At 52.9% G+C, this 11,211-nt stretch carries 11 protein-coding genes; 4 read left to right on the top strand and 7 right to left on the bottom strand.

The window, feature by feature from the left end:
- Positions 1–247: 247 nt before the first annotated feature.
- The gene (locus tag GS614_RS21840; protein WP_171329884.1) at positions 248–628 is read right to left on the bottom strand and encodes a hypothetical protein; all 381 of its coding nucleotides are present in this window, start codon (positions 626–628) and stop codon (positions 248–250) included.
- 43 nt (positions 629–671) lie between these two features.
- Positions 672–992, bottom strand: a complete 321-nt coding sequence (locus GS614_RS21835) for a monooxygenase (protein ID WP_171364712.1) — start codon at positions 990–992, stop codon at positions 672–674.
- Between the two features lie 137 nt (positions 993–1,129).
- Between GS614_RS21835 and GS614_RS21830 the strand changes: the two genes are divergently transcribed.
- On the top strand, positions 1,130–2,026 hold the full coding sequence (locus GS614_RS21830) for a LysR family transcriptional regulator (RefSeq protein WP_171329880.1): 897 nt from the start codon (positions 1,130–1,132) through the stop codon (positions 2,024–2,026).
- 386 nt (positions 2,027–2,412) lie between these two features.
- Here the strand turns inward: GS614_RS21830 and GS614_RS21825 are convergent, their stop codons facing one another.
- From GS614_RS21825 to GS614_RS21810, 4 genes are all read right to left on the bottom strand, one after another.
- Positions 2,413–2,766, bottom strand: coding sequence for a phosphate-starvation-inducible PsiE family protein (locus GS614_RS21825; protein WP_171727317.1), 354 nt, complete (start codon positions 2,764–2,766; stop codon positions 2,413–2,415).
- Between the two features lie 160 nt (positions 2,767–2,926).
- Positions 2,927–3,715 carry a transporter gene (locus GS614_RS21820; RefSeq protein ID WP_170400928.1) on the bottom strand — a complete coding sequence of 263 codons (789 nt, stop codon included), beginning with the start codon at positions 3,713–3,715 and terminating at the stop codon, positions 2,927–2,929.
- A gap of 40 nt (positions 3,716–3,755) precedes the next feature.
- On the bottom strand, positions 3,756–4,766 hold the full coding sequence (locus tag GS614_RS21815) for a DUF1254 domain-containing protein (RefSeq protein WP_170694911.1): 1,011 nt from the start codon (positions 4,764–4,766) through the stop codon (positions 3,756–3,758).
- Between the two features lie 17 nt (positions 4,767–4,783).
- Positions 4,784–5,839 carry a DUF1214 domain-containing protein gene (locus GS614_RS21810; RefSeq protein ID WP_171727316.1) on the bottom strand — a complete coding sequence of 352 codons (1,056 nt, stop codon included), beginning with the start codon at positions 5,837–5,839 and terminating at the stop codon, positions 4,784–4,786.
- Between the two features lie 476 nt (positions 5,840–6,315).
- Here GS614_RS21810 and GS614_RS21805 point away from each other — a divergent pair, with 476 nt between their 5' ends.
- From GS614_RS21805 to GS614_RS21795, 3 genes are all read left to right on the top strand, one after another.
- Positions 6,316–7,392, top strand: coding sequence for a helix-turn-helix domain-containing protein (locus tag GS614_RS21805; RefSeq protein ID WP_371809428.1), 1,077 nt, complete (start codon positions 6,316–6,318; stop codon positions 7,390–7,392).
- Between the two features lie 68 nt (positions 7,393–7,460).
- The gene (locus GS614_RS21800) at positions 7,461–8,207 is read left to right on the top strand and encodes an outer membrane protein (protein WP_253285502.1); all 747 of its coding nucleotides are present in this window, start codon (positions 7,461–7,463) and stop codon (positions 8,205–8,207) included.
- A 254-nt stretch (positions 8,208–8,461) separates the two neighbouring features.
- Positions 8,462–9,637, top strand: a complete 1,176-nt coding sequence (locus tag GS614_RS21795; protein ID WP_170400931.1) for an alpha/beta hydrolase — start codon at positions 8,462–8,464, stop codon at positions 9,635–9,637.
- A gap of 334 nt (positions 9,638–9,971) precedes the next feature.
- Here the strand turns inward: GS614_RS21795 and GS614_RS21790 are convergent, their stop codons facing one another.
- Positions 9,972–10,727 (bottom strand): hypothetical protein, encoded by a 756-nt coding sequence (locus GS614_RS21790; protein ID WP_216601250.1) that lies wholly within the window; start codon positions 10,725–10,727, stop codon positions 9,972–9,974.
- Positions 10,728–11,211 lie beyond the last annotated feature (484 nt).

Here is an 11,211-nt window from a genome sequence, read left to right as displayed (position 1 = left end):
CGGACGTTCAGAACCAGGCGGCAAATGGTAGGTGAGCGGACGAAGCGGACTTTTGATGTGATCGCTCCAAAGACAGCTATGCGCCCAATACAGACATTACATTCTCACATGCAGGAAAGGTAGCGAACCTTAATTGCGGGGGCAAACACGTGGCTTTGTTGAAAGCTCCGCTCTAGATCTTAACATAAATCCACTTCTTATTGGCAGAAAGCTCGGAGCGGAAAGCTCCGAGCCGCGTTCCCTACCATCAGGACTGACTAAGTTTCTTGAGTTGCAGGAAGCTCATCACCGCAAGAAACGCAAAGAATGCGGGATCCGACCAACCAAAGCCAGTGAAGATACCTGTCAGCGCCGCATATAGCGTTACGACAAAACCAAGTGCGTTGGTTGCCATCAGCCCGGTCAGCAGCTTCCGGGCGGTTGCACCGTCGGTCACATCCCTAAGAAGAAAGCCAATAATGGCAATCCCTCCAAGAAAAATGCTGTTGTGCTGCGACAGGAACCAGGCGTAGCGGTCATTCAGCTCCAATCCGTAGTTTGGCCACAGAAAACCAGGCAGAAAAAACAGCGCAAAGGCAAACAACGCATAGATTGTGCTGTGAAGGGTCAGGAATGTTCGATTGCTCATTTGAAAGCTCCTTGTATGTGCGCAAGTTTAAGAGGGATCCTGATCAGACTACCTCGCGCAAGGGGGCGTTGGTGATTGAGCTGAGGTCTTCCATGATATCAAACACATGGTCCGACGTTACGGTGACACCGATTGCCGCCAGACGCTTCACGTGCATCGCCTTGTAGGTTTCCAGGGCGGCGAGATCCCGGAACAAATAGGTCGAACCGAAATCACCACTGCTTTCATCAACGGTCCAGATTTTCCAGATCACACCAGCTTCCTGCGCAATGCTTTCAGCCAACCGCTTAGTGCCCTCGGCAAATTCTTCGGTCATGGGGCCGTCATATGTCATGTGTAGGTCCCAGATTTTCATCGTGCTCATCAGCTTTGTCCTTTTGACTTTCTCGCTCCGGTTTTGCGTGTGGCGAAGCGTGTGGTTTCCATTGCCAAGCAAGATAGTCAGGGATATTTGTTAGATAAACAGCCATTTTTAGATCGCGATGTAAGGAATATCTAACAATGAGGCGAAATGAGTTGAACGACGTGTCGATATTCGTGGCGGTTGCTCAAGAGAACGGTTTCCGCGCGGCGGCTGAAAAACTGAAACTTGGAGCGGGTTCGGTAAGTGAAGCTGTCCAGAGGTTCGAAGATCGCCTTGGCGTGCGCCTGATCGAAAGATCGACCCGGGCCATCGCCCTGACCAAAGCGGGCGAACTTCTTTTTCGCCGTAGCCTGCCAGCAATCAATGATCTGGAAACAGCACTGAAAAGTATTCACGACCTAAACGAAGATCTGTCGGGCACGCTTCGGCTAACGGCCCCGACCGCCGCGGGCCAATTGTTTCTGGATGCCCTAATCACAGGATTTGCAAAAGAACATCCGGCGGTGGCGATTGAACTAATTTATGACGAAACAAAAGTCGATCTCGTAACCAGCGGGGTTGATGCTGCTATCCGTGCTGAGACCCTGCTTGATCCTGATACATATGCCATCGCAATTGGCCCTACACTGAAGATGACGATTGTCGCGTCCCCCGAATATCTAGCCAATTGCCCGCCCCTAGAGAAACCGGCCGATGTGGCGGCACATAGCGGGGTCTGTTTTGCTATTACAGGTGCTGACAAGCTGGCCCCGTGGGTATTTGCAGGCACAGACGGCCCCTATTCGGTCATGCCGCGTCCCAAGATCGTCACCAACGACGTGACCTCCATCCTTGAAGGCGCAAAGGCGGGGCTTGGGCTGGCCTATATCTTTGCAAGCTCTGTCGAGAGCTTGCTGGAAGACGGCAGGTTGGTTCAGGTTCTGGAAGGCCAGACCGCTGATTTGCCCCGGTTCTCCCTGAACTATCTATCCAAGCGCAATATGCCGCCCCGTGTCAGAGCTTTCGTTGATTATGCGAAACGGTGCAATCCTTAAACAAAATCGCTAATCTCTGCACTATCAAACAAGTTCCGTTTCTTGGAGCCGAATTGAAGCTTGGTGGAGCATCATCAAGGGTCCAATACGGGCCGATTCACGGAGCTTTGCAAAGCCCGATTTCTGCCCAAAACAGTCATTGGAACATCGTGCAGTATCCGGAAAAATGGGCTCGATTCTGACGTTCGCCTGAATATCGCGAGCGACCGCTATGCGGGACAAAGGGAACTTTCACCGGGCAGGTGCCAAGGTCTGCTTCCGGATTTCTTTAAGATTTTCGAGCGTTTCTTCTTTGGCTGAATAAGGAGGCGATTGCGGCTTCAAAAAAACACTAATGTCGGCGATCTCGCTTATGCCAGCGTCGATACAGGCGTCCTTTGAAATATCTACTTGCCACGCCACAGCAACCAATACGTGACACCAAACGCCAGACCGAGTCCAGAATACCCAACGAAATAAAGCGGCTCCAGGTCCGTCGTATCGAGTGTAATGACCTTTCTGGCAACGGCCATCAGGGCAGTTGCAACTACCAGCTTCACATGTATGACATCGGCCGTCAGGTAGAGCGTGACATTCGTGTAAATCTCGATAGCGATCAGCACAACAAGCGCGGCCGCAAAAACCTCCAACAGAACACTGACGTCAAGAATCAGGACCGGTGGACTTACAAGCTTGATGTAGAACGAGTAATCGGCGTCGATGACGGCAAATCCGATCACAACGACCATGAACAAAGACATCACCCGAACGGCGTGTCGAATGAGCCGATTGCAGCTTCTGACAATCAGATCCTAATGGTCAGGGTCAAGCTCGACATGCGCTTGCGCATTGCGTTGCATCTGATCGGCCATCAAGACCTCCCTATTTTCGACGTTTCATAAAAAGTTCTTCAGCCAAACGTCAGCGCCCTCTGGGCAAGACGACCTGAGCCTGCAAACGCAAGCGAACGCCTTCGGCACCCACTTCGGGCGCTTCGAGCCAATAGCCCGCCCCCGCTTGCAGATTGACCGGCAGCGCCCCCCATTGGACCAGCTTGGAGACCGAAGCGTTTATAGGCACAGCCCAGGCATCAGTTTCCCAGTCATAGGCGCTTTCGCTTTGCAGCGAATAGGTCCACGCGCCTTCGGTGGAATAAGCAAGAAAGGGCTGGACAAAACTCACATTCGTGGGGGTGTCGGGGTTGCTTTCTAGATCCCACAGATGATTGGCCAGCGCACCATAGGTCCACGGACCGGTCTGTCGCAGTGCAATGCCGGTGATCCCAGCAGCCCATGTATCACTCGATACGTCGCTAAAGGTTGGAAAGCGCACAACGGGACCCACGCCCCACGTTATGTCCCCGGTTCCGATTGGCGAGAACCACGCAGAGAAAAGGATATCTCCGAACCCCTCCTGGCGTGTGCCCGGCACAACGTCTTCCTGCCAGATGTAAGGAATGATAGTTCGGGTGATCAGGTTAAGGTCATCGTTCAGTTGAAAGGGCACGACTGGTTGAAAGTTCAGCGTGGTGCGCGAGCCCTGATCAGAGACGCCCAGATTTTCATCATGGTTCAATTGAAACGGAACCGAGACGATTGCCGCAAGCGGGTTGGCCAGTTCCTGGGCCAGATCGGATGCCTCGTCTGCAACGGTTGTGGTTCCGGCACTGGCTGCAAAAAGCAGCCCCATAAGAGTATGGGATCGACGCATAGCCGTGTACTCCTTTTGAAATGCAGGTTGGGCGAGTGGCCTAGTTGATCGGCTCCAACTTCGGGAAGGTCCAATTGCCGTTCAGGATTGCATCCTCCGGCTCATAAAGGCGGATCGCATAGTTCCAGCCCGAAGTGATCGGCAGACAGTTCACGCGGCCATCGTCGCACCCACCGAAATGCAACGTGACCGAGCCGTCTTCTGCTGCTTCGGCTGTGTAACCGTTGTAGCTGTTTACGCCCAGATCATTGGCTTCCAGAAAGCCGTCACCGTTATAGACAGTCACCGACCAGAACGCCCGAACCGGCACATCCTTGACGGTTACCGCATGCGGTGTTTCGCCGTCATTCTGATCGACCGCGTCCAACAGATAGATCGCGGCCTCAGGCGGAAGACCGCCCCAACCCGAGAACGCACCGACCAGAAACTGAACCGGATCAATCTCGTCCTTTGTTCTGCCAAAGGCGCGGGCTGAATCGGTGCCCAGCAAGGATAAATCGTTTATCGCCTGACGCGCAGTGGCAAGTTGTTCGGTGTTCCAGTTGGGCGCGTCAAACGGGCCCGTTCCACCGCCGCTGACGACAATTCCATCCTGTGCCGCTTGCGCGGCGGCAATATCATCCGGGTCAGTCACATCGACGAATGTGCGAAACGCGATGAAACCAAAGCGCGTACCAAGGTCTTCCTGTGTGATTTGATACGTGCCGGGCTCTGCCTCGGCATACATGAAGTGGTCCTGATTGATGACATGCATCGAGATATAGCGGCCATCCGCTTTAGGCAGTGTCACTTCGACGGGTTCGCTCAAATCCAGCAGAATGCCGGAGTAGAGCGTGTCCTGGTTCATGCGGATGACGGGCTGGTTATCCGGTGTGGTGGCTTCGCGCATATGCCCCAATTCGCCAACAGCGAGGCCGAGATTGGCCATGTTGGTCCGAAACATGTGATCTGTCTCGGCGCGCACAAGGGTGTCGACGGTCACATCGACCATGTCTTCGGCCCAAACGCCTGTCGGGAGTGTAAGCGCGACTGTCAGAAGAAGCTTTTTCATCGTAAGCATCCTGTTGTTCAGTTTGCGGGTTCTACGGAGGGGAAGACCCAGCTTCCGTCGATGACCTCTGGGCCCGGCTGATAAAGGCGCACGGCATAGTTCCAGCCATCCATGATCGGGAGACAGTTCACACGTCCGTCGTTGCAACCGCCGAAGTGCACGGTCACACTGCCATCGTCATTCTTGGTGCCTGAGACCGAGTTGACCACATACGTGTCGAGGGAATTGAGTTCAAAAAACCCGTCTGCATTATAAAGGCTCACGGACCAGAATGCGTTCACTGGCACATCCGCCGGGACCTGGATTTTGTATTCCCCAAGCGGCAGGCCGGGCTCGATATTAAGATAAAAGGCCTCGTCTTCTGGCAGCCCACCAAAGCCGACTGCTGTGCCAAGGAAATGGCGTAATGGGTCTACATGATCTGCCTTACCAAATGTCCGGACGCTGTCTGTGGCGAACCTGCCCAGCTCAATTGCGGCTTGGCGCAGCGCCTCAAAGCTCTCCGCGTCGTAATTGGGCATTTCGAAGGGCGTTGCGGAGGCAGCATCAATGGTGAACCCGTCCTGAATTGCATTGACCGCCGCAACATCCTTGGGGTTCTCGGCATCCACCAGTATTCTCATGAAAACAAGTACGTAGGGGGTATGGAATGTACCCATGTCAAGCTGGAACACACCGCCACCGTCGAACACTGCATTGATGAAATGATCCTGATTGACCACCATCGTCGTCATGTATCGGTCGCCCACATCGGGCAGAGTCAAGGTTGCGCCTTGGCTGATATCAATAACCGCAACGCTGTAGAGTGTGTCGCGATTCATCCGAATGGTGGGCTGATTGTCGATGGGGGTGGGTTCTTTGAAGTGAAAGAACTGATTTACGCCTCCGGCCAGGCCATTGTACGTCTTCAGTTCATTGTCTGTAGCAGCCCGAACAAAGTTGTTTATGGTAATGGGCACTTCATATGTCTCAGCAAGTGCATCGACCGTGGTATCAAAGCTCTGAGCGGTCGCTGTGCTTCCAATCAGGACAGCTAAAGCAGCAAGTTTCCAGCGTTTGTGCGTGAGATTCATAGTTTGCCCGCTCCACTAGCCAATTACAGAAATGCATTGCTTGATGGTCCCGGCACCTGATCAAAAGCGCATTCTCACGCCTCTCATTTTGTTGTTTTTTAAAATGCTACAATTGGAGCCTTGGCCATCTCTCTCCAACAAACCACAAAGTTCGAATGTATGCCCTGACAGATTGGAGCGACCGCTTCCGAAAACTGGTTAAAAATGACAGGTAGCGATAGCGTTTCGGCCAACAACTAGAAACTCTCTTTGCATATTGACCCGACGGCGGTCCTATTATTCGTGTGGTGATGTCAATCTCTTAGAGCGCACTCTCTGCGGGTAGCGTGGTTCAATTCGATTGAGCCCCTACCAGCGGGCACCTGACTTTTTTACCTCAAAAAGTGACTTCCGTTTTGACGCAGGTCAGGGACACAGAGCCGCGCTGGTCTATGCTTGACGTGCCCGACCTTTCAATTGCGGGGTCTTAAGGAGCTATGATGACAGGGCATGACGCACATGCTCAACACAGAACACCGCCGCTTACACGCGGGCGGGTTATCGTGCCGCTTTTGCTTGCGTTTCAAGAATCCGGTCAATCTGTAGAAAGTCTCCTAGCGGAATTCGATCTATCCTTCTCGGAATTGAACGCTCCGAGTTGTTTCATTCCGCACGACACTGTCTATGCCGTGTTTGAAGCCGTCGCACAAAAGACATCCCCAGACTTTCCAGCACTTGTTGGTCAAACTTCAGATCCGACCGTTGCATCCCCATTCGGACAGGCCTTTCGCGTAGCAAAGTCGCTGGCCGATTTCATTGCCAGGTTTTGCGTTCATGCGGGAAACAACACAAACGCGGTCACCATGACACTCGATGTCTCTGGAGAGTTCGCCGTGCTGTCCGCCAAACGCAGGTTCACGCCATGCTGTTCGCCCGCCTATATGGATGCGTTTCAGATCAGCCGATGGGCTACGTTGCTGTATGAAACCGCAGGTCAGCGTTGGGAAGCAAATAAGGTTCTTGTGCGTGTGAACCGTCCTGATCTGCTCCCGTCTTACTTCTACGGTATCCGGGCGGTAGGTGCGGGCTCAGACGGGTATTCCATCCGCTTCCCAAGTGCCTGGCTTTTGTTTGAACTGGTTAACCGAACCGCGACCGAGTACGTGTTGACCACTCAGGACGAAAAAAACCCTGTACCTACAGACTTGTTGAGTTCGATCCAAAGCGTTGCCAACTCAAGGGTCGGGCGCACGGACTTGTCGGCTACGGCGCTCGCCAAGGCATGCGGTTTTCGAGGCGCGGTTCTCAACCGACGGCTTGCTGCCTATGGGACATCACTGTCGCGCATCGTCATCGAAGCCAAATGTGACCAGGCGAAACATCTGCTTTCCAAGTCTGAATTGTCGGTGGGCGATATCGCTGATCATTTGGGATACTCTGACGCGACGGCCATGACACGGGCCTTCAAGAAATGGACGGGTCAAACACCGTCAGAGTTTCGCGCCCGTGAAATGAATAGCGTTAAGGCATCTGTTCCGATACTCGACCCGGTCGAATGCGATTGTGAAACGTAACAGGACAACGGCGCGGCCCATCTTTTGCCGCGCCTCGAACTCGGGATAGGCAAAGGGGGGAGCGGGCCATGGCGTGCTTAAAAATACGGTGTATCGCAAGCAGTTTTCTGGTTGCGGCGACGATGCTGCCCGGCGGATCAACAGCAGTGGCACAGGACTCCGACTGGAGTTTTTCCGGCAGCTTCTACATCTACGCGGCGGACACCAAGACAACCATTGGATCGCTGGAGTCGGAACTCAGCTTCAGTGAAGCGGTTGAAAACCTTGATCTGGCATTCATGGGTACACTTGAAGCGCGAAGTGGCCGGTGGTCGCTGATCGCGGACTACATGCGCACAGACCTGTCCTTTGACAATGACACTCCCGGCCCGGTGTTCAGTGGCGCTGAAACCAGTCTGAAGACGCAGTTTTTAAGTGGATATGCCGCTTACACGGCCTATCAAGACCAAAACCTGGCCGTCGATCTCGGTGGCGGGTTTCGCTGGTTTGAGACGAGCAGCACGATCACTCTGGTCGGCGGCCCCACCCCGGCACCAAGTTCCAGTGCCAGCGACGATTGGATAGACCCTCTGATTGCGGCCCGTATCCGGTATCAGATCAATGACCGATGGTCGGCCGTTGCCTTGGCCGACTATGGTGGATTTCGCTCAGATCGCGAAACCGCACAGTTTTTGGCAACGGTAGGTTATGCGATCGCTCCAAAGTGGAATTTGCGCGCAGGTTATCGCCACATCATGGTCGACAAAGGTGAAGTTGACAGCAGGTTCAAGCTCTCACAATTCGGACCCGTGTTGGGTGTGACCTACAGCTTCTGAGTAAGGGCATTATGCGAAAGGCGGCCATGCCGAACACAAACAGGTCTGTAGTATCGAAGTTGCGCCAAGGCGCGAGCAGCGGTGCCGACATGCTTGGGACCGACAATTGCAGCCGGATGCGAACAGTCGGACAAAGGCAATTCAGAAAAGGAACGACGAGGCGACTGATTGCCAGAGCTTTGCCTGCGGCAACCGTGTGTTCGTTCTGTGTCCTCGCTGCCTGCGGGCCAAACATCTATGACGAAATTGAACTGATGCCCTCCCCAACGGTCTATGCCGAGGCTGCTTTTGACCCTTACAAGGACATCACGGAAGACAATTTCGTGCAGCGTTCGCAGCTATTCTACGCTACAGATCGGCTGCCCGCGGTTCCCGGCGACCCACAAGCCTATTACAACAATGAGCGCGGTCACATTCTGCGTACCGGCATTGCCGAAGTGCAAAGCAACCCCCCATTGGCGACGTTGAAAAAGCTTCGCCACGTTACCATGACGCGCGACCGCGCTAAGGACTACACGCTCAGCTTGTCTGACGTACAAGAGATTGGTGTCATGCCGTTCAGTGTCACGCGCTACATGAACGATCCACCTTCGCAAAAGGAGATGAAGGCAGCCGGACTTCGGTTTGCCCAATGGATTGACGATCACCTTGCAGCCTCTCGCAACAAAGACATTTTCATCTATGTCCATGGCTACAATGTCGATTTTGATTACTCGACCCTTGTCTCCAAAGAGTTGCAACACTTTCTGGGCTATCAGGGCGCCTTCATCAGCTACAACTGGCCCGCTACACCCAATCGCTTGGCGTATTTTCGGGATCAGGAATCTGCATTGGCGACGCGCCGCAATTTGCGGTCTCTTGTCGAATACTTGTCGGCAAACACCAACGCCCGGCGCATTCACCTTATAGGATACAGCGCAGGCTCAAGGCTCGCATTTGAAGCCGCCTATCAGATTGCTTTGCGGCCTGGGCCAAAGCCGCGGCTGGGGCAGTTGATCCTGATCAGCAGCGATCTTGATCGAAGCTATTTCTTGCAATCAATTGAAGACGGCCTTCTGGATGCCGTTATAGGTGTGACACTCTATCAATCGCAGACCGATTCAGCGCTGGCGATGTCACGGTTGGTCTTCGGCCGCGACCGTCTGGGTCAAGTTTCCGATGAAGCAATAAATGGGTCTCTGTTCCAGCGCCGACTGTCTGAGATGAAAACCCTACATATCATCGATGTGACCGAGGCCGAAGCAGCCGATACAGGAAACGGGCATTGGTACTTTCGGTCTTCGCCCTGGGCCAGCAGTGACCTGTTCATTTCTCTGCTTACAGACCGAGATCCTCAAGCGCGCGGGCTTGTGCGTGCTCCGGGCGAAGCTGTCTGGAGTTTTCCATCGAATTATCCGCAGACACTGCAACGCTTTCGAAATGGCAGCTAGTACTGGGACTCCAGTGGGTCAGAACCATTAGAACCAGTTTCTGGATTTAATCTATGAGCCTGACAACGCACCTAGAATGCTCAACGCAAAGCTGACGTTCGAGCAACGCGCAGCATCGGTAGAAGTGGGCTCACTGCAGTCATTCTCTGCGGTGAGACAGAACAGGTCCTTTGAGCCCATTGCTGCCGTCGACCGAGCTTCGGTCTTTTGCATGTGCGGCACGTATACATTGGACCAGAAACGGTGTGCGTTCTAAACTGAACTATCACTAAAATTCAATCTACCTCACACCATAGTGCGAACCACCATTTCGTTGAACATGGCTGAAAACCCATTAGTCGGCGGGTGGCAATATCTTTAGCGGGATATGCAGCGAATCATCTACGTCACCACAACGGTGCCAATCTTTGTCACTAACTACGCGACACCAAATAGAAAAATCTTTTCTGACGTGGTCCGTGGTGATATTTAGAATGAGGTCAGTACCAGAGGGTGTAACGCCATCGTTCTGAGTGATCACCCAATCTACATGGTAGTTAGACTCAGGGTCAGGATTATGTATCTCGACCTGCGCTCTATAAACATCACCTGGTCTTAATCTAAGCTGGGCATCGCCTGGAATACCCAAGCTCGCGCGTCCCGTGCTATTTCGTTGAAAATCACCTTCGTGGTATTCACTTCCGTAGTTATCTGACAATCGAATTATCATAGGGGCAATATATTCTTTTTCCATACCAATTTCTCTGTAGTGAGCTTTGATAGAGTCAATGGTGTCACCAGCATAACAGATTATCTGTTCAGCTTGGCGCGTAGAAATCGGGTTTGCATGGTACAAACGATTTCTTGGTTCGATGAGCCGTGACAGCGTCTCCTTTGCATGCCTATCTCCAAGAGGGAAAGCTCTTTCTAGCGGGGCACGGAAATGGGCGTCGAAATGGCGAGGATTTGAGATAATTGCAATCGCCTGATCCAACATCGCGGCATCAATGGGTCTAGCGAACCTCTCTGGTTGATCGGCCATGCGAGCATTAATATGTTTCCTGATGCTTGAGTTCAGAAGAAAACTTCCATCGGGCAACTTGGCGTCCAAATAGTTTGCTCCGTACTCGTTCTTGAACTCATCATGTATTAGTCGACGAAGCCAGGCTTCGAGAGCTTCAAGATGACGCTTGCAATGGTCCCGTAGGATTTCAATTCTCAGTAGATTCAATGGCATTTTAAAGACTTACCGTTTTTGGTGATTGGTCGGAAGCTTTAGCCCTTGTTTATTTCGAACGATACTCAAACAACAGAAGATTCCGCGACCCCATCCATGTTTATTGCCCCTGAGATCACCAGAGCACGGCATGATTATTGAGGCCTGTAAATTTTTTCTAAGCATCGCACTAACCTGCTGATCTCTGTAACCTAGTTGGAGGTCCGATTTCGGGGATGCTGCACAGGCTTCGCGAAGATCGCTTTCCGCGCAAAGCTGTCGCAATTGGGCTTAAGTACTGCAATCACAGCGAACGGCCGCTTGGTGGCCAAACGAACTTCACAACTTTTCAAGGGTTTTGTTGTTGCCAAGTAGCTGG

The sequence above is a fragment of the Ruegeria sp. HKCCD6604 genome (assembly GCF_013110635.1).
Lineage (GTDB): Bacteria > Pseudomonadota > Alphaproteobacteria > Rhodobacterales > Rhodobacteraceae > Ruegeria.
This window is presented reverse-complemented; position numbering and strand designations above follow the sequence as displayed.

Coding starts and splice junctions, on each gene's coding strand:
- GS614_RS21805 (WP_371809428.1), top strand. CDS start 6,316: ATGATGACAGGGCATGACGCACATGCTCAACACAGAACACCGCCGCTT.
- GS614_RS21810 (WP_171727316.1), bottom strand. CDS start 5,839: ATGAATCTCACGCACAAACGCTGGAAACTTGCTGCTTTAGCTGTCCTG.
- GS614_RS21795 (WP_170400931.1), top strand. CDS start 8,462: ATGCCCTCCCCAACGGTCTATGCCGAGGCTGCTTTTGACCCTTACAAG.
- GS614_RS21825 (WP_171727317.1), bottom strand. CDS start 2,766: ATGTCTTTGTTCATGGTCGTTGTGATCGGATTTGCCGTCATCGACGCC.
- GS614_RS21835 (WP_171364712.1), bottom strand. CDS start 992: ATGAGCACGATGAAAATCTGGGACCTACACATGACATATGACGGCCCC.
- GS614_RS21820 (WP_170400928.1), bottom strand. CDS start 3,715: ATGCGTCGATCCCATACTCTTATGGGGCTGCTTTTTGCAGCCAGTGCC.
- GS614_RS21800 (WP_253285502.1), top strand. CDS start 7,461: ATGGCGTGCTTAAAAATACGGTGTATCGCAAGCAGTTTTCTGGTTGCG.
- GS614_RS21830 (WP_171329880.1), top strand. CDS start 1,130: ATGAGGCGAAATGAGTTGAACGACGTGTCGATATTCGTGGCGGTTGCT.
- GS614_RS21840 (WP_171329884.1), bottom strand. CDS start 628: ATGAGCAATCGAACATTCCTGACCCTTCACAGCACAATCTATGCGTTG.
- GS614_RS21815 (WP_170694911.1), bottom strand. CDS start 4,766: ATGAAAAAGCTTCTTCTGACAGTCGCGCTTACACTCCCGACAGGCGTT.